Annotated in this window: 18 protein-coding genes and 1 tRNA gene; 8 read left to right on the top strand and 11 right to left on the bottom strand. The window is 69.4% G+C overall.

Translation table 11 applies throughout. The features are described from left to right. Window position 1 precedes the first annotated feature (1 nt). From ACQUQ0_RS09045 to ACQUQ0_RS09065, 5 genes are all read left to right on the top strand, one after another. Window positions 2-793 carry a DUF7260 family protein gene (locus ACQUQ0_RS09045; RefSeq protein WP_435184672.1) on the top strand — a complete coding sequence of 264 codons (792 nt, stop codon included), beginning with the start codon at window positions 2-4 and terminating at the stop codon, window positions 791-793. 586 nt (window positions 794-1,379) lie between these two features. Continuing rightward, on the top strand, window positions 1,380-2,570 hold the full coding sequence (locus ACQUQ0_RS09050) for an SLC13 family permease (protein WP_435184673.1): 1,191 nt from the start codon (window positions 1,380-1,382) through the stop codon (window positions 2,568-2,570). Between the two features lie 215 nt (window positions 2,571-2,785). After that, window positions 2,786-3,829 carry a DUF1611 domain-containing protein gene (locus ACQUQ0_RS09055; protein ID WP_435184674.1) on the top strand — a complete coding sequence of 348 codons (1,044 nt, stop codon included), beginning with the start codon at window positions 2,786-2,788 and terminating at the stop codon, window positions 3,827-3,829. Then, complete coding sequence (locus ACQUQ0_RS09060) at window positions 3,826-4,878, top strand: dipeptide epimerase (protein WP_435184675.1); 1,053 nt, start codon at window positions 3,826-3,828, stop codon at window positions 4,876-4,878. The genes ACQUQ0_RS09055 and ACQUQ0_RS09060 overlap by 4 nt, the downstream gene beginning before the upstream one ends. A gap of 211 nt (window positions 4,879-5,089) precedes the next feature. Further along, a complete protein-coding gene (locus ACQUQ0_RS09065) occupies window positions 5,090-5,539 on the top strand; it encodes a UPF0179 family protein (RefSeq protein WP_435184676.1) in 450 nt (149 codons plus the stop codon). Window positions 5,540-5,609: 70 nt separating this feature from the next. On the opposite strand, the gene ACQUQ0_RS09070 is transcribed toward ACQUQ0_RS09065, so the two are convergent. Then, window positions 5,610-6,428, bottom strand: coding sequence for a succinylglutamate desuccinylase/aspartoacylase domain-containing protein (locus ACQUQ0_RS09070; RefSeq protein ID WP_372390470.1), 819 nt, complete (start codon window positions 6,426-6,428; stop codon window positions 5,610-5,612). Between the two features lie 61 nt (window positions 6,429-6,489). On the opposite strand from ACQUQ0_RS09070, the gene ACQUQ0_RS09075 reads away from it, so the two are divergent. Then, window positions 6,490-6,984, top strand: a complete 495-nt coding sequence (locus ACQUQ0_RS09075) for a DUF309 domain-containing protein (RefSeq protein ID WP_372390473.1) — start codon at window positions 6,490-6,492, stop codon at window positions 6,982-6,984. A gap of 12 nt (window positions 6,985-6,996) precedes the next feature. On the opposite strand, the gene ACQUQ0_RS09080 is transcribed toward ACQUQ0_RS09075, so the two are convergent. Then, a complete protein-coding gene (locus tag ACQUQ0_RS09080; RefSeq protein WP_435184678.1) occupies window positions 6,997-8,034 on the bottom strand; it encodes an AIR synthase family protein in 1,038 nt (345 codons plus the stop codon). A gap of 584 nt (window positions 8,035-8,618) precedes the next feature. Next, window positions 8,619-8,702 (bottom strand) — tRNA-Leu (locus ACQUQ0_RS09085). A 258-nt stretch (window positions 8,703-8,960) separates the two neighbouring features. Here ACQUQ0_RS09085 and ACQUQ0_RS09090 point away from each other — a divergent pair. Beyond that, complete coding sequence (locus ACQUQ0_RS09090; protein WP_435184679.1) at window positions 8,961-9,251, top strand: hypothetical protein; 291 nt, start codon at window positions 8,961-8,963, stop codon at window positions 9,249-9,251. Between the two features lie 37 nt (window positions 9,252-9,288). Here ACQUQ0_RS09090 and ACQUQ0_RS09095 read toward each other — a convergent pair whose 3' ends face one another. The 7 genes from ACQUQ0_RS09095 to cofD form a co-directional block, all read right to left on the bottom strand. After that, on the bottom strand, window positions 9,289-9,531 hold the full coding sequence (locus ACQUQ0_RS09095; protein WP_435184680.1) for a hypothetical protein: 243 nt from the start codon (window positions 9,529-9,531) through the stop codon (window positions 9,289-9,291). A gap of 45 nt (window positions 9,532-9,576) precedes the next feature. After that, window positions 9,577-10,308: an SDR family NAD(P)-dependent oxidoreductase gene (locus ACQUQ0_RS09100; RefSeq protein WP_435184682.1), complete on the bottom strand. Its 732-nt coding sequence runs from the start codon at window positions 10,306-10,308 to the stop codon at window positions 9,577-9,579. 60 nt (window positions 10,309-10,368) lie between these two features. Further along, on the bottom strand, window positions 10,369-10,986 hold the full coding sequence (locus ACQUQ0_RS09105; protein ID WP_435184683.1) for an NUDIX hydrolase: 618 nt from the start codon (window positions 10,984-10,986) through the stop codon (window positions 10,369-10,371). A 162-nt stretch (window positions 10,987-11,148) separates the two neighbouring features. Next, entirely contained in the window at window positions 11,149-11,865 is a 717-nt protein-coding gene (locus ACQUQ0_RS09110) for a DUF447 domain-containing protein (RefSeq protein ID WP_435184685.1), read from the bottom strand. Then, window positions 11,862-12,746, bottom strand: coding sequence for a triphosphoribosyl-dephospho-CoA synthase (locus tag ACQUQ0_RS09115; RefSeq protein WP_435184686.1), 885 nt, complete (start codon window positions 12,744-12,746; stop codon window positions 11,862-11,864). The genes ACQUQ0_RS09110 and ACQUQ0_RS09115 overlap by 4 nt, the downstream gene beginning before the upstream one ends. Further along, a complete protein-coding gene (locus ACQUQ0_RS09120; RefSeq protein WP_435184688.1) occupies window positions 12,743-13,501 on the bottom strand; it encodes a tRNA-dihydrouridine synthase in 759 nt (252 codons plus the stop codon). Before ACQUQ0_RS09120 ends, ACQUQ0_RS09115 begins: the two co-directional genes overlap by 4 nt. Then, the gene (cofD, locus tag ACQUQ0_RS09125; RefSeq protein WP_435184690.1) at window positions 13,498-14,502 is read right to left on the bottom strand and encodes a 2-phospho-L-lactate transferase; all 1,005 of its coding nucleotides are present in this window, start codon (window positions 14,500-14,502) and stop codon (window positions 13,498-13,500) included. The genes ACQUQ0_RS09120 and cofD overlap by 4 nt, the downstream gene beginning before the upstream one ends. 113 nt (window positions 14,503-14,615) lie before the next feature. Here cofD and ACQUQ0_RS09130 point away from each other — a divergent pair, with 113 nt between their 5' ends. After that, window positions 14,616-15,803 carry an HD domain-containing protein gene (locus ACQUQ0_RS09130; protein WP_435184692.1) on the top strand — a complete coding sequence of 396 codons (1,188 nt, stop codon included), beginning with the start codon at window positions 14,616-14,618 and terminating at the stop codon, window positions 15,801-15,803. A 67-nt stretch (window positions 15,804-15,870) separates the two neighbouring features. Here the strand turns inward: ACQUQ0_RS09130 and ACQUQ0_RS09135 are convergent, their stop codons facing one another. Beyond that, window positions 15,871-16,209 carry a DUF7126 family protein gene (locus tag ACQUQ0_RS09135; protein ID WP_372391621.1) on the bottom strand — a complete coding sequence of 113 codons (339 nt, stop codon included), beginning with the start codon at window positions 16,207-16,209 and terminating at the stop codon, window positions 15,871-15,873. Between the last annotated feature and the right edge of the window lies 1 nt (window position 16,210).

Below are 16,210 nucleotides of genomic sequence, written 5' to 3' on the forward strand. Positions count from 1 at the left end.
AATGGTTGTCGACACCTACGTCGAACAGGCACAACGCCGCGCTCGATCCGAGCAGGAGACCGTCGCCGAGATGCGGGACGCCTACGAGACATTCATCCGTCGGGTACAGAAACAACAGCCAGAGCAGACGCCGGCGTCGATGGCTGGCCTCACAACAGCCGGGGGAGTCACCCACCTCTCCGTGGACGCGTCCAGTGCCGATAGCTGTCGAACGATCCGGACAGCGTTCGCTGAGACGATTCGCCCACACAGCGTTGCCGATGTCGACGAACCCGAATCCGTGCTGGAAACGATTCGCGAGGAGTTCACAGATGCGATCGCCGTGGCACTCGCGCCGACGACGGAGGCCTCGTTCAGCCCAGAACTCAAACAGCTGGTGCTTGCTGAAGCGCAATCTCGACAGGCGGAGGCGACAGCGCTACAGAAAGCGCTCGAACGCGAGGAAGCGCACCTCGGCGAGGCGGATGCGGCGGTCGACGACATCGTCGCCTGGATCGTCGACGCGAACGAGAGGCCGTTGACCGACCTCGGCTTCGATGCGCTACAACAGCGCCACAAAACGCTTACCGATCATCGCGACCGCTGTGAGGAGGTGGTTCGCGACCGGCAAGAATTCCTCCAGAAGACGACGAACAACGGTGTCGACGCCGGCGTCCGCCATCGAAGCCTCATGCCGTACCTCTATCAGGATTTCCCGGTCGATCATCCGATCCTGGCGACGGTGGCGACGCTCAATGAAACGTGTCAGAAGTGCCAACGAACCGTGCGAGACCATCTGGTCCGGAGGGCGTGACCGATGGGTGACGGGCCTCGTCGACGGCGAGCAAAGGCGTGGGCGTGGGTGTATCTCGCGCTTTTCGGTGGCGGTGACGACGCAACGGACACTGAGACGGCGTCGATTGACCAAACTGAAGAATCACCAGAAGAGACCTGGGACGGACCCGAGGCGAGATGAGCGGAGGCAATCACTACCTGCTGGCAGTGTACATCGCATCACGACGTGGTGGGGTGCCACTCTGGTCCGGAGCTGTCGCTGATCGACTCGACTGATCCCCGCCGTCAGCGACGGAGATGTTCCAGCGACTCAACAACGAAGAGTCACTGATATTCGGCCGTACGCAGGGGCAAGGCTCACGAACGCGGGGTGCGAGCGGGCGACAGACTGCCAGGTGTCGTAGATGCGTCGATCGTACTTGTTCTTGGAGTGTGCTCGAACTGGAGACACACGAGTCGGAGGCGATGGAACTGGCTGGGGTGATCGATCCGAGCGTGACTGACCGACTCGTACAGCTGCTATCAGCCGAGGACTCCAGCTGTGGATCGTGAATCCAGATCGAAATCTGGTGGGTTCACAAGGGGACTGGACGGAGTATCACTGAATGGTTTCGGAGACGCTAGTAACTGGCTTGGTCGGCCTCACGTTCGGCCTACTCTTTTTCCGCCAGATTCGCGTGTATCCGCTCACCCGTGCCGTCACGGCGGCGACCGGGGCGGTCGTCGTCGTCGCGCTCGGGGCCATCTCACCCGAACGGGCGCTCGCGGGCATCGATACCGAGACGATCCTGCTCCTGTTCGGGATGCTCGCACACGTCGAAGCGCTCTCTCGAAGCGGCTTCTACCCGTGGGCGGCGACGCTCCTCGTGCGGCGAACTGGGACCGTCCGGCGACTCGTCATCGGCACGCTCTGGGTCGCCGCCGGACTCAGCGCGCTCGCACTCAACGACGCTGTCGTCCTGTTGATGACGCCCGTGTTGATCCAGGCGGTCGAGGAGACTGACACGACGCCGACCGGACCACTGATTGCGGTTATTCTCGGGGCGAACATCGGGAGCCTCGCGACACCGCTCGGCAATCCCCAGAACGCGTACATTCTGAGTCAGAGCGGGCTCTCGACCGTCGCGTTCGTGGCGACGCTGGCTCCCGTCGCGTTCCTCTCATTGCTCGTTACGAGTGTTCTCTTGGCCGTCAGATACGACGGAACAGCCGTTCGATCAACGGTGTCGCTGCCCGATCTCGATAGACAGTGGGCGCTCTCCAGCAGTGGATTTCTCCTCGCGACCTTCGTACTGTTGGCAGTGTTCCCAGCGACCAATGCGGGCATCGTTGCGGCTTCGATGGGCGTGCTCCATCTTGCGTGGCTACAGCTGTTCCGAAAAGTGCCGGGAAATGCGATCCTCTCGGAGATGGACTGGGGAATCCTCGTCCTCTTTGTGGGCCTATTCGTTCTCGTCGGGAGTCTCGAAGGGACCGCGCTGGTTGATCGTCTCCGGACGGTCGAGGATGGAATCGGGTTCGCTGCCGTGATCTTTCTGCTCTCGAACGTCGTGAGCAACGTCCCGGCGGTTGTGCTGCTGTCGACGACGGTCACCGACCCGCAGTCATGGTACGTGCTGGCCGCGGTGAGCACGCTCGCTGGGAACGCCACGCCCGTGGCGAGCGCTGCGACGCTGATCGTTCTGGATCAAGCGAGTCGCCGCGGGATCGACATCTCGGTCGTTCAACTCGTTCGAGTTGGGTTCCCAATTGCAGTGGTGACGACCGCTGTTGCAACGGGACTACTTATGCTCTGAGCGGGCCGGAGGGGTTGAACGGAAATGAAGTGTTTGGAGACAGCTCTTCGCCAGTCCGAACTACGGCGTAGTTTCAGTCTTTATTCATTATACCGAGGAACGAGTAGAAGGCACGCATCAAATCCATCCTCCGAGGTTGTGGGCGGTTGTAGCTGCGGTCGACGCCCGACGCGCGGACCACGACCGTTAAATCAGCCCTCGGCCTGTTCTCGACTATGACAGGAAACGCCGACGGCGCCGAGCGGGTGGTCGTCCTCGCCCACGAGAAGTTCCCCGAGCGCGCGAAGACGGCCACGGGCGTCCTGAAGTACGCCGACTACGACGTGGTCGCCGTCCTCGACCGCGACCGCGCCGGGACGACGGCGGCGGACCACCGCGCGGACCTGCCCGAGGTCCCGATCGTCGAGTCGATGACCGACGCGCCCGACGCCGACACGCTGCTCGTCGGCATCGCGCCGATCGGCGGCGGCTTCGACGACTCCTGGCGCCCGGACGTCCGCACGGCGATCGAGCGGGGCTGCGACGTCGTCGCCGGCCTCCACTACTTCCTCGCCGACGACGCGGAGTTCGCGGCGCTGGCCGACGAACACGGCGTCGACCTCCGCGACGTCCGGAAGCCGCCCGAGGACCTGACGGTCGCCTCCGGGAAGAGCGCCGACGTCGACGCCGAGGTCGTCCTGACGGTCGGCACCGACTGCTCGGTCGGGAAGATGACGGTCGCGCTCGAACTGATGGAGGCCGCCCGCGAGCGCGGCGTCGACGCCGGCTTCATCCCGACCGGGCAGACGGGAATTATGATCGCGGGCTGGGGGAACCCGATCGACCGCGTGATCTCTGACTTCACCGCGGGCGCCGTCGAGGAGATGCTCCTCGAAGTCGGCGACGACTACGACGTCCTCTTCGTCGAGGGGCAGGGCAGCATCGTCCACCCGGCGTACTCGGCGGTCACCTGCGGCATCCTCCACGGCGCGATGCCCGACTCGATGGTGCTCTGTCACGCCGCGGGCCGGGAGGCGATCCACGGCTACGAGGACTTCGCGCTCCCGCCGATTGGGGAGTACGTCGACCTCTACGAGGGGCTCGCCGCCCCGGTCCACGAGGGCGACGTCGTCGCGGGCGCGCTGAACACCTCGGGGGTCGACGGCGACGAGGCGGCCCGCGCCGCGGTCGACGACTTCGCCGACGAACTGGGCGCGCCCGCGACCGATCCCGTCCGCTTCGACGCGGACGCGGTGCTGGACGCCATCCTCGACGAATGACGACGCTCACGACCGAGTTCGAGCGGCTCTCGCTCCCGCTCGCCGACGCCTTCACGATCTCGCGCGGCACGCAGACCGACGCCGAGAACGTCGTCGTGCGGATCCGCGACGGGGAGGGACACGAGGGCATCGGCGCGGCCGCGCCCTCGGAGCACTACGGCGAGACGCCGGCGACGGTCGAGGCGGTCCTGCCAGACCTCCTCGACGTCGTCGAGGACGTGGGCGATCCGCACGCAATCGAGCGGATCGAACGCGAGCGGCGGGCCGTCGTCGCCGGCAACCCCGCCGCGCACGCCGCGGTCGATATCGCGCTCCACGACCTCGCCGCCAAGCGCCTCGGTGTGCCGCTGTACCGCCAGTGGGGGCTCGACCCCGAGCGGACGCCGAAGACGTCGTTCACGATCGGCCTCGACTCGACAGAGCGGATGCGCGAGAAGACGCGCGCGGCCGTCGAAGAAGGCTACGACGTCCTGAAAGTGAAGCTCGGGACCGACAGAGACCGGGAAATCGTCGCCGCCGTCCGGGAGGAGGCGCCCGAGGCGCGCATCCGAGTCGACGCCAACGAGGCCTGGACGCCGCGGGAGGCGGTGCGGACGATCGAAGACCTGGAACCCCACTGCGTCGAATTCGTCGAACAGCCCGTATCCGCGGACGACCCCGCGGGCCTGCGGTTCGTCTACGATCGCTCGCCGCTGCCGATCGCCGTCGACGAGTCCTGCGTGCGGCTCCCGGACGTCCCCGCGGTCGCCGACCGCACCGACATCGTGAACCTCAAACTGATGAAGTGCGGCAGCCTCGCGGAGGCCCGCCGGATGGTCGACGCCGCGCGGGCGCACGGACTGGAAGTGATGCTCGGCTGTATGATCGAGACGAACGCGGCCATCGCCGCGGCCTGCAACCTCGCGCCGCTCGTCGACTACGCCGACCTCGATGGCGCGCTCCTGCTCGCGGACGACGAATACGCGGGCGTGCCGACCGAGGGGAGCGAGATCCGGCTGGGCGCCCTCGACGACCGCGGGCTCGCGGGGACGGGCGCGCGACCGCAGTAGGGGGCGGTCGGCGCCGCGTAGGTTCTTATACTGATTCGAAGCCAGGAGGCGTGTGTACTGACACACGTCCCGCGTCGGGCCGCGGTCGCTCGGCACGTCGGCGCGGGGGAGTTCGGAACGGAGTGCCGGCTGTTCGCCACAGCGCAGCAGGTGCGCGAGCGCGGACGCACACGCTTAACCGCGCGCGCCGAGTAGTCACGGCCAGATCCAGATGTCCCAGGTCACGCTCATCGGCGATCGCCTCGCGTCTCCGGGGACGGAGTTCGTCTACGAGGGCGAGTCGGCGGCCTGCGAGGGCTGTCCGTACCGGAAGCAGTGTCTCAACCTCACCGAGGGCGTCCGCTACGAGGTGACGGACGTACGAGAGAGCGGGCAGCTACTGGACTGTGCGGTCCACGACACCGGCGTCCGCGCCGTCGAGGTCGAGCCCGCCTCGATCACCGCCAACGTGGCCTCGAAGGGCGCCTACGCCGGCAGCAAGGTGTCCCTACCCGGTCCCTGTCCGCACACCGAGTGTCCGAGCCACGAGTACTGCGTTCCGGAGGGCGCAGACTTCGAGTCGGAGTACCGGATCGACGAGGTGCGCGGCGAGCCGCCACACGAGTTCTGCTACCTGGACCGCGACCTAGAGCTCGTCGAACTGGCGCCGCCGGAGTCGTAGTCGCGGCTACGACGCTACGACGCTACGACGTCTCGAACGGCCCGATGCCTACGCGAGGAACGGCCCGAGACTACGCGAGCGTCCCGATCCGGTCGGCCGCGTAGCCGAAGACGTCCTCGTAGCCGTGGGCCGAGAGCAACACGGGATAGAACTCGTTTTCGGCATTGTACGCCTCGCCGTCCGCCGCGGCGACGGGATCGCCGGGCGCGACGCGCTGGAAGTTGTCGACGAAGACGCGGTAGTCCTCGGCGGGGTCCTTCGGGATCTGATCGAGGAGTCGGAAGACCGTGACCTCGGTCTCGTCGCGGCGGTGCAGCGACAGCGGCGGCTCGACGTCGCCCTCGATCGGCGCCGGGAGGACGCCCGTCGCAGCAAGGAACGCGCGGACGATCCAGTAGGCGTTCGTCGCGGCCTCGTCGCTCCGCTGGAGACCGCACTCGACTTCGATAGTGTGGGCGTGGTCGATGAGCCGTCCGACCGCGAACTGGCCCGTCTCGACGACGTACTCCATCGGGAGGTGCGGGCAGATCGCGCGCGTGACGGCGTCGATCCCGTCGACGAGCGCGAAGGGCTCGGCGTAGGACTGGGTCGAGTGCAGCGAGAGCACGGTCTTGCCGCGGAGCTCGCGGACCAGGTCGTGTGCCAGTCGCCCCTCGTGCGTGTCGGCGTTGGGGTCGCCGGGGAACGCGCGGTTGAGGTCCTCGTCGAGGTAGCGGACGCCGGCGTCGAGCGCCTCCTCGTTGGCGACGACGAGTTTGACCGGCCGCTCGACGTCGGGGTCGTCGGCGAGGAACCGCTCGATCGCGCGCGGGCCGCAGGGCTCGTCCCCGTGGACCGCGCCAACGACGGCGACCTCGGGCGTCCCCTCCCCGAGTTCGTATATTCGCATTCACGTGTCCGGAGGCGACGGAGAGTCAAATCTCTTTGTTTGTGGAGCGCAAAGCGGGACCGTGAGCGACCACACCCGCGACGACGCCGTCGGCCCGCCGACCTACGGTGCGCCCACCGGCTGGGACCCCGAGCGGATCGAATCGAACGGGTGGGAACACGGGACCCTCCGCCGGGCGACCGTCCACGGCGTCCGGCTGTACAATGCGAAAGCGTTCCACGAGGCGCACGACTGCTTCGAGATCGAGTGGTACAACTACGGCTCCGGGACGACAGAGAGCGCGTTCCTCCACGGGATGGTCCAGGTCGCTGCCGGCGCGTACAAGCACTACGACTTCGAGGACGACGACGGGATGCGGTCGCTGTTCCGCACCGCGCTCCAGTACCTCAGCGGCGTGCCCGGGGACTACTACGGCGTCGACGTCGACGACGTCAGGGCGACGCTCGACGCCGCGCTCTCGGACGCGACCGCCCTCGACGGTTGGCGGATCGAACTCGACGGCGAGCGGCCCGAGGCCGACCGGCTGGACCGCGAGTACGCCGAGCAGTTGGAGTGAGGTCGGTCGACGCTACCTCTCGCTCGCCCGCGAGAGCTCTTCGTAGGCCTGCCACGACGGGTCGACCTCGGGGTGGGAGATCTCCTCGCCGTCGACGACGACGCCCGGACCTGGTTCGCCCTTCTCGCCGGCCGCCTCGACGGTTCCGGCCACGCCGACGGGCGTGCCCTCGGCTTCGAGCGCGTCGACGACGGCCGAGGTCCGGTCGGGATCGACCGCCAGCACGAGCGTCCCGCCGGTCGTCGCCCGCCAGGGATCGATCCCTATCGCGTCGCAGGTCTCGCGGACGCCCGGCCGGAACGGGATCCGGTCTGTCGCGACGTCCAGCCGGACGCCCGCGCCGGTCGCCATCTCCACGAACGCGCCGAAGAGGCCGCACTCGGTCGCGTCGTGCATCGCGTGGACGCCGCCGGCCGCGGCCGCGGTCATCGCGTCCCGGACGCAGGCGGCCTCGTCGAGGCGGGCCTGCGCGGCCGCGAGCGTCTCCGGATCGAGGTCGATCTGGTCGGGAAAGAGGGTCGTGAGCAGTCCGGTCGTCTCGACGGCCGGCCCCTTCGTCACGAGGACGTCGTCGCCGGCGCGGGCGCCGTCCGGACGGATCACCTCCGCGGGGTCGCCGACGGCGAGCGCGGTCGCGCCGCCGACCCAGGGGAGCGAACAGCCCGCGTAGCGGGCGGTGTGGCCGGTGACGATCGAGACGCCGAGATCCTCGGCTTCGGCGTGCATCGCGTCCCACATCGCCGCGAACGACTCGTCTTCGAACTCCGGCGGGAGCGTGAACGAGACCGCGAGGTGAGACGGGGCGAGCCCCGAGACGGCGACGTCCGCGAGGACGAAGTCGAGGGCGAAGCGCCCGGCGCGCTCGAAGCCGAGGTCCGGGAGGATCGAAACGGGATCGGTCGCGATCGCGACCGCGGTGCCGTTGACGTCCAGCAGCCCGAAGTCGACGCCGTGTGTCGGGCCGAGCGCGACGTCCGCGCGGTCGGCACCGAGCCGCGGAAAGACGTACTCGTCGAAGAACGTGCGGTCGACCTTGCCGAGATCCGCCATAGCGGACCGTCGCCGCCGCGGGCTTTGAACGTGGCGCTGTCGTCGCTGGCGGGCACCGCCGCGAGGAAAAGAACGGTCGGTCCGGGACGGGGGGACCCGGACTGACCGGCTCACGAAGCGACGCGAGCGCGTATGGCGCGGAGCTCATCCCGCCGGTGACGACCCGGCTCGCGTCACCCCTTGCTTTCGGGGAGCGACATAAGAAGCTCGCTAAGACCTCTCCTGACGGCTATATAGTACGCGTCACCGCACGAAAAGCAGTGGTCTCGGGGTGCTAGCCCGGTACTATGCCGATCACTCCGCTGTGAGATCGGCGATGTCCCTTACAGGACGCTCGGGGAGTCTCGTAGAATAAATATATGCTTTGTTTTTCCGACTATCGGTACGCATTCGACGAGCGAATACTCAGATATATTATGTGATTTTAGCACGCTACGAGTGCAGTGTTCTATAGTGGATAGCTCGAAGAGCCAAGTAACGCTCCCACTCTCATCCGTCGAGGACGAAAACCGAAGCGGAACCGAAAACACCAGACTACCGTTTGGGCAATTTTGCCAGTAACAGGCGTATCTGGCCTTCAGAAGTGCGAGGGGAGGGATTTGAACCCACGGACTCCTACGAGAGCGGATCTTGAGTCCGCCGCCTTTTCCAGACTCGGCCACCCTCGCGCCGCACTCGGGCGAACGCCCCCAGAGCCGTTTAAGCCTCCGGTTTCTGCTCGGGATTCGAGACGGCTCGGCGCTCGCCGAAGATTCGCACGGTCGATATCTCGTGAGATTGGTATCGGTATATTGAATTGAGAGAGTAATTTGGTATGTGGTAGTAAGCGCGAAAGACCGTCATCGGTGCGAGGACCGAGCGCCACTACGAGGCCCTCGAAAGCGGGGAGCCGACGGGTGCGGTCGATCAGCGCGAGGATCGAGCTGATGTCCTGGGGACCGACGACACTGTACTGGATCAGTATCGCGCTCGCTTTCGTGTGGCTGTGGCTCGGAGACACGCGGGATCCCGACTCCGTGGTCTTCGTGGTGCTGTTCCTGAAGCTCGGTGGCGGGCTCGCGACGCTCTTGTTCCTGGCCCAACTCGACTCGGCGAGCGGCGCCCAGATCGCGGCCAACGGGCTGTCGCTGCTGGCGTTCCTGTTCGTGCTCGTGGTCTTCGGAGGCAATATCGGATTCAAAAATCTGTTCAGAGGGCTCTTCGCGTGGCTGAGGTAGCCTTCGCGTCGACATCGCGTTCGACCGACGCGGACTACTATTCGAGCGCTTCGCGCAGCCGGTCGGGGAGTTCGAGCGCGATCGCGGCCGCGACGGCCGGAGCGACGACCGCGAGGGCGACGAGCGCGACTCCGCCGCCGACGATCGCCAGCGGGACGGCCGCGAGCAGGAGCGCGACCGCGGCCGCGACGACGATCCCGCGGGCGAACACGTCGGCGACGCCCGCGGCGTAGTCACCGACGGCGCCCGGAATCTCTCCGAGCCCCGGCTCTTCGGACATATCTGCTCCGACGAATCCGGGAGTCATAAGCGCTGTGTCGTCGCGTCACCACTCGATCGCGTCCTTGTCGCGCCAGAACCGCCCCGCGGGCGACCCCGGCCGGAAGCGACAGAGCCACGTCGGGGTCTCCGCGCCTTTCGCGACCGATCGGTCGGCCTCTTCGCCGCCCATCTCGGTCCGGACCCAGCCGGGGCACACGGAGTTCGCGAGCAGGCCCTCGTCGCCGTACTCGCCGTGGAGGTACGCGGTGAGGCCGTTCAGTCCGGTCTTCGAGACGCGGTAGGCCGGGGAGCCGCCCGACTGCGATTCCGAGATCGCGCCCATCCCGGAGGAGACGTTGACGACGCGACCGCCCTCGTTCTGGAGCAGGAGGGGCACGGTGTGCTTGCAGACGAGCATCGGCCCCCGGAGGTTGGTCGCGAGCGTCCGGTCGATCGTCTCCACCGACTCGGAGACGATGTCGGAGTCGAACTCCCCGACGCCGGCGTTGTTGACGACGACGTCCAGCCGCCCGGCGGCCTGGAAGATCTCGTCGGCCATATCGGAGATCTCGCCCTCTTGGGTGACGTCGACGAGGAGGTGCTCCCACCCCTCGGGGACGTCGTGGCGCATCGAGCGGGTCGCGGCGAAGACCGTCGCGCCCAGGTCGTCGAGGTTCTTCGCGATCCGTCGGCCGATACCGCGGTTGGCTCCCGTGACGAGCGCGACCTGTCCGTCCAGCGAGTCGTACAGCTCGGGCTCGGGCGTCGCCGCGGCGTCTGGTCGGTCCTCGGTCATCGACCGGGAGGAGGGGACGGGCGTAAAAGGGGGTTCCGTCTCGGTCCGATCGCGTTCGGGTCAGTCCTCGAAGTCCCGGCGCATCGCGATCTCGAACCACGGACACAGCCGGAGCTGACGGTACCACTCGGGGTGTTCGTGGAGGTGTTCGTAGTCGGCCCACAGGAGGCCCGCGATCTCGTCTTCGTCGGGATCGAGGGTCGTGTCGTCGAGTGTCACCTTCAGGACGGCACAGACCTCCCACTCCAGGCCGGCGTTCTCGTAGTAGCGCTTGTACTCGAATTTGTCCGTCACGCGGAGGTCGGAGTACTGGTCCGGCGTGACGCCCAGTTCCTCTTCGAGGCGCTGTTTCGTCGCGTCGATCTGGGACTGTCCCTCGACCGGGTGGGAGGCGACGGTGCCGTCCCAGTGGGTGTCCCACAGGCGCTTGCCGGGCGCGCGCTGGCCGAGCAGGATCCGCCCCTCGCCGTCGAAGACGAGGCAGGTGAACGCCCGGTGGCGGATGCCGTCGCCCGTGTGGGCGTCGAGTCGGTTGACGAGTCCCCTTCGGTTGTCGTCCTCGTCGACGGCGATGACATCCTGGAGGGCGTTTTCGTGTTGTTCGCCCGCGGCCGCGTCCCCGCCGGCGTCGGCGTCGGCCTCGCCCGGCGCGGCGTCGTCGCGCTCGTCTACACTCATACTCGCCCACTCGGAGAGGGAGACCAAGGAGTCTTCGATGCGTGTCGGTCACGGCCGCGTTCGGCACGCCCGTCCGCTCTCATAGTGATTACTCTCGTCTCTTACCGCCGAACGCCACCCCCGGTAACGGCGTTCGGCGGTAAACAGTGAGAGCAATCACTATCAGGCGTCGAACCGCGGCGCGTCGACCTCGTCGGGCAGGCGCTCGCGCCACTCTGTCGCGTCGTCGAGGATCGCGAACGCCTCGCGCTCGGGAGCGCCCCCGCAACGGTCGACCGTCTCGGCGAAGTAGCGGAGCCGCGAGAGGAGTTCGTCGGCGTCGTACGCGGGCACGTCGAGCCGGGACGCGGCGACCGTCGCCTCGATCACGGCCGCCGCGCCGCGGTTCAGTCGCGGAACGACCCGCTCTCGGACCGCGGACTCGACGGGGTACAGCGCCCACCGCTCCCGACGCGTGCCGTTGGATTCGCCGGAATCGATCCGCTCGACTTCGACCTCGGCCCAGGCGTGGGCGGACGGGAGCACGGGATCGGCTTCCTCCCGGATCGTCACCGCGGCCTCGACGAACGTCCGCGGGTCCGAGACGAACTGGATCACGCCGCGCCCGCGGCGGTCGAAGTTCTTTCGCGTCCGCGTGTCGCCCCACGTCGTCGCGGTCGCGACGCCACCGTTGGGGTCGTCGCCTCCACCGCCGTCTCCGTCGTCGCGACCGTCGCCATCGTCGCCGTCTCGACCCGCCTCGTCCGGCGCGTGGACGCCGAGCGCGGCGACGTTCCAGCGGTCGTTCGGCCCGCGGGTCGTCACGACCGTCTCCGTGACGCCCCGGAGGGAGAGCGGCCACTCCGCCGCCGCGGTGGGGTCCGACTCCGAGTCGGTCACACCTCGACCCCCCGTTCGAGCGCCACGAACGTCGCCGCAGTCACCAGATCGGCGGTCGTCCCGGGGTTGATCCCAGCGTCGACGAGGTCGGCGTCGAGTTCGGCGACTGCGTCGGGATCGCCGCGCGCCTCCGCCGCGCGCTCCCGGACCGCGGCCGCGACGTCGGGGCCGTGGACCGTCCGCACCAGCGTGTCCTCGGTGCGCGCCAGGCGGTCGACGAACGCCCGCGCGATCCGATCCGGGAGCGGTCCGTCGCCGTCCGCGATCGTTCGCGCGGTCTCGAACGTCCGCTCGAAGCCGGTCGCCCACTCGCGGGCGTTGCCGTCGCCCTCGCTCCGGGCCAGGATCTCCGCGAGCGTCAGTTCGCGCTCTCGGACGGCCGGGATCGCGTCCGCGCCGCGGCGGGCGTCGAGGGCGTCCATCCCCGGCGGCGGGTCGTCGACCGCGACGTCGACGTGCTCGAACGCGCGGTAGAAGTCCGCCGCGTCGGCGACGGTCGTGGCGGCGACGACGTCCGCGGCGTCGCCGGGGGAGAGCGAGCGGCCGTCTCCATCGCTCTCGCCCTCGCAGTCGGCCGCCGCGCGGACGAGCGGCACGAGCAGGAGCAGCGATCCGAACTGCGTGTTGGTGCCGGCCCGGCGGGCCATTCCGGCGACCGCGCGCTCGAACGCCATCCCGACGGGCGCCCCCGCGGCGGCCCGCCGGAGACCGGGAGCGGCGCCGACCGCGCCCGCCAGGAAGTGCTCGATCCGGAGGTCGGCGTGGTCGTGGTCGCGGTCGACGTTGCCCGGCTTGGGGGCCGCCGCGACGTCCAGCAGCAGCGCGAGCCGGGCGTTTGCGGCCGGGGAGCGCTCTCCGGCGCCGGATTTCGGCGGATTCATCCGCCGACCGCCTCCGCGAACCACTCGTCGACGGCGCGACGGACGCGTCGACGGACCCGCGCGTCGGTGCTCGGGCGGCCGACGCTCACCGCGTCGGCGCCGTAATCGAGGTACTCTCGGACGGTCCGCCGATCTCTGACCTCGTTGTTGGCGATCAGGAACAGCCCTGGCGCGGCCGCCGCGACGTCGGCGACGGCGGCCTCGCTGTCCATCGCGTCGACGTGGATCGCGTCCGCGCCGGCGTCCGCCACCGCCCGAGCGATCGCCGAGAGGTCCACGCCGTCGACTTCCGCGCGGACCTTCACGCTCACGGGCGCGTCCGCGTCGGCCGCGGCGGCGACCTGCTCGCAGAGACGGTCGGCGTCGCGGAGGAGCGACTCGCCGCAGCCGGCTTCGCACATCTCGGTCTGGCGGCAGTGGGCGTTGATCTCGACGATCGCGCCGCGGTCGGTACAGGCCCGAGCGACGTCCCGGATCGCCCCGAGCGTCGCGCTCCGGACGTTCACGCCCGGCCTGATCGGAGCGTCCGCGAGCGCGTCGAGTTGGGTTTCGACGAACGCGATCGGATCCGCGGGCAGGAACTCCTCGCGGTCCCTGTCGACCATCTCCCGGGCGGCCGACCGCGTGGCCTCGTCGAGGGCGACGCCGCCGAGGAAGGCCGCGCCGGCGTGGTCGCTGCCCGCGCGGGCCCACTCGGCGTCGGCCTCGCCGCTGAGGCTCGCGAGCGCGACGCGGGGCTCGAAGAGCGGCGTCATCGGACCTCCGCGCCGATCCTGCGGAACGCCGACTCGACCGCTCCCGCGACGCGCGCCGCGTCGTCGGGCCCGTCGATCCGCGTGTCGGTCCGAACGGTCGGACGATCCAGGTCCGTCCCGTCGGCGTCGTCGAGGACAAACGCGTCGGCGAAGGGGTACGCGGCGGCGACGCCCGCGGTCGAGGGGTCGCGGCCGACGCCGGCCATCAGCTCCGCCGCGGGTCCCGAGAACACCTCGCGGCCGACGAACGGCGAGACGGCGACCACGGGCGTCGATTCGAGCGCCGCCGCGACGCCGTCCATCGCGAGCATCGGCCCGATGCTCGTCACGGGGTTCGAGGGGCCGATCACGACCGGATTCGACAGCGCCTCGCGGACCGCGGGCGTCGGCGTCGCCGCTGCGGCCCCGCGGAACTCGACGTCCCGGACCTCGGGGTCGGCCCGGCGGTGGACCCAGTACTCCTGGAAGTGCATCTCGCCCTCCGGCGTGTGGACGACCGTCGCGACCGGGTCGTCGCTCATCGGGAGCAGATCGACCGTCAGGTCGAAGGCGTCCGCGAGGGTGCGGGTGACCTCGGTCAGCGAGCGGCCCTCGTCGAGCAGCGAGGTCCGCGTGACGTGGACCGCGCGGTCGCGGTCGCCGATCTCCATAAACTCCGCGACGCCGGAGAAGCGCCGCCAGCGGGCGATGTCCCGCCCCGCGGTCTGGGCGTCGTCCGGGAGGTACCGCGGGCCGCCGTCGAGGCCCGCGGCGTCCGCGAGCCGGTGGAGTTCGTCGTGGGTCGCGGTGGTGTCGCCTGCGATCCCCCACCACGTCTCGGTGTCGAGGACGCCGCCGCCATAAAAGAGGACGGTGTCGACGTCCGGGCAGACGAGGAGGCCACCGAGTTCGACGTCGTCGCCGGTGTTCGCGATCACGGTCGCCTCGGTGAGGTCGAACGCCGCGTCCGCGCCGTCGAGGAGCTTCGGTGTGCCGGTCCCGCCGGCGAGGAACGTGACCATACCCGCGATTGCGCCGGTGACGGTTTGAACGTTCTCACACCGGAAGAGACCGCCGAGCGGAGACCGGGCGCCTCGAACCGGGGCTATTTGCGGCCGGCTCTCCCAGTTGGGGTATGCACGCGATCAAGGACAGCGTCCACGACTACATCTCTCTCGGCCCCGTCGCGCGGGACCTCCTCGACACGTCGCTCCTCCAGCGCCTCCGCCACATCAAGCAGCTCTCGACCGTCCGGCTGGTCTACCCCTCGGCGAACCACACGCGCTTCGAGCACTCGCTGGGCGTCTACCACCTGGCCTCGCGCGCGCTCGACCACCTCGGCATCGGCGGCGACCGCGCCCGCCACGTCCGGGCCGCCGCGCTCTGCCACGACGTCGGCCACGGTCCCTACGGCCACCAGACCGAAGAGGTCATCCGCCGCCGGACGGGCGCCCACCACGACGAGATCGGGCCCATCCTTCGGGGCACCGAGGCGGCCGCCGTCCTCCGCGGCCACGACCTCGACCCCGAGCGCGTGGCGTCGCTCGTCCGCGGCGAGGGCGAACTCGGCCAGCTCGTCTCGGGCGAACTGGACGTCGACCGGATGGACTACCTCGTCCGCGACGCCCACCACACGGGCGTCCCCTACGGCACGATCGACGTCGGCCGACTCGTGCGCGAACTCCGCTACCGCGATGGTCGGCTCGTCCTCGCGGAGGGCAACGTCCAGACCGCCGAGTCGCTCCTGCTGGCGCGCGCGCTGATGAACGGGACGGTCTACCGCCACCACGTCTCCCGCATCGCCGGCGCGATGCTCGAACGCGCCTCCGAGCGGCTGCTCGACGCCGAGGGGTCGGGGCCGCCCGAGGAGGGCGGGCCGGGCGTCGACGTCGCGACGTTCCGCCGGATGGCCGACCACGACCTCCTCGTCGCGCTCCGCGAGACGACCCCGGACCTCGCCCGCCGGATCGAGCACCGCGACCTCTACAAGCGCGCCCGGTGGGACTCGCTCGGGAGCGTCCCCGCCGACGTCGTCGAGCTGGACCGCGCCGAGATCCGCGCGGCCGCGGCCGAGATCGCCGAGCGCGCCGGCGTCGACCGCGACGAGGTGCTGCTCGACGTCCCCGCGCGACCGCGGTTCAAGGAGTCGCGCACCCGCGTCGTCGTCGACGGCGTGGTCCAGCAGCTCACCGACGCGTCCGAGCTCGTGGGCGCGCTCCGGGCGGCCGAGCGCGCGCAGTGGCGCCTCGGCGTCTACGCGCCCGCGGAGTCGGTCGACGCGGTCGGCGCCGCGGCCGCGTCGGTGCTCGGGCTCGCCGAGTGACGGTCGTGGCAGGACTCGCCCGGGGTTTCTCGGCGGTACTATGCGGGCGAAAACGGACGCCGACCGATCAGTCGGCGTCGACCCGGCCGTCGACGAGCTCGTCGGCGACGACGTCGGGGGTCAAGAGCGCGGGGTCGATCGCCAGGTCCGTCTGACCGCGGGCGAACTCCGGCAGGGAGTCGCGGGCGTAGGTGACGACGCGGATCCCGGCGTTCGCCTCCTTCGCGACGGGGATCGCGGAGGCGTCGTCCATCTCGGTCAGGACGAGCGTGTGGGCCTCCGCGAGGCCGGCGTCCGAGAGCGACTCGCGGGTCGCCATCCCCTCGATGCGGACGACGTCGGCGCCGAGCGCCTCCAGTTCCGAACCTAGGCCGTCGACGTCGGCGCCGGCGAGCAGGACTTTCATC

Source organism: Halobellus sp. EA9, from assembly GCF_051195055.1.
Classification (GTDB): domain Archaea; phylum Halobacteriota; class Halobacteria; order Halobacteriales; family Haloferacaceae; genus Haloquadratum; species Haloquadratum rubicundus.

Bases quoted from the DNA above. Each gene is read 5' to 3' on its own strand.
- ACQUQ0_RS09060 (WP_435184675.1), top strand. From the start codon at position 3,826: ATGACGACGCTCACGACCGAGTTCGAGCGGCTCTCGCTCCCGCTCGCC.
- ACQUQ0_RS09070 (WP_372390470.1), bottom strand. From the start codon at position 6,428: ATGCGAATATACGAACTCGGGGAGGGGACGCCCGAGGTCGCCGTCGTT.
- ACQUQ0_RS09080 (WP_435184678.1), bottom strand. From the start codon at position 8,034: ATGGCGGATCTCGGCAAGGTCGACCGCACGTTCTTCGACGAGTACGTC.
- ACQUQ0_RS09045 (WP_435184672.1), top strand. From the start codon at position 2: ATGGTTGTCGACACCTACGTCGAACAGGCACAACGCCGCGCTCGATCC.
- ACQUQ0_RS09095 (WP_435184680.1), bottom strand. From the start codon at position 9,531: ATGTCCGAAGAGCCGGGGCTCGGAGAGATTCCGGGCGCCGTCGGTGAC.
- ACQUQ0_RS09115 (WP_435184686.1), bottom strand. From the start codon at position 12,746: ATGAATCCGCCGAAATCCGGCGCCGGAGAGCGCTCCCCGGCCGCAAAC.
- ACQUQ0_RS09065 (WP_435184676.1), top strand. From the start codon at position 5,090: ATGTCCCAGGTCACGCTCATCGGCGATCGCCTCGCGTCTCCGGGGACG.
- ACQUQ0_RS09105 (WP_435184683.1), bottom strand. From the start codon at position 10,986: ATGAGTGTAGACGAGCGCGACGACGCCGCGCCGGGCGAGGCCGACGCC.
- ACQUQ0_RS09100 (WP_435184682.1), bottom strand. From the start codon at position 10,308: ATGACCGAGGACCGACCAGACGCCGCGGCGACGCCCGAGCCCGAGCTG.
- cofD (WP_435184690.1), bottom strand. From the start codon at position 14,502: ATGGTCACGTTCCTCGCCGGCGGGACCGGCACACCGAAGCTCCTCGAC.
- ACQUQ0_RS09055 (WP_435184674.1), top strand. From the start codon at position 2,786: ATGACAGGAAACGCCGACGGCGCCGAGCGGGTGGTCGTCCTCGCCCAC.
- ACQUQ0_RS09050 (WP_435184673.1), top strand. From the start codon at position 1,380: ATGGTTTCGGAGACGCTAGTAACTGGCTTGGTCGGCCTCACGTTCGGC.
- ACQUQ0_RS09135 (WP_372391621.1), bottom strand. From the start codon at position 16,209: ATGAAAGTCCTGCTCGCCGGCGCCGACGTCGACGGCCTAGGTTCGGAA.
- ACQUQ0_RS09130 (WP_435184692.1), top strand. From the start codon at position 14,616: ATGCACGCGATCAAGGACAGCGTCCACGACTACATCTCTCTCGGCCCC.
- ACQUQ0_RS09120 (WP_435184688.1), bottom strand. From the start codon at position 13,501: ATGACGCCGCTCTTCGAGCCCCGCGTCGCGCTCGCGAGCCTCAGCGGC.
- ACQUQ0_RS09090 (WP_435184679.1), top strand. From the start codon at position 8,961: ATGTCCTGGGGACCGACGACACTGTACTGGATCAGTATCGCGCTCGCT.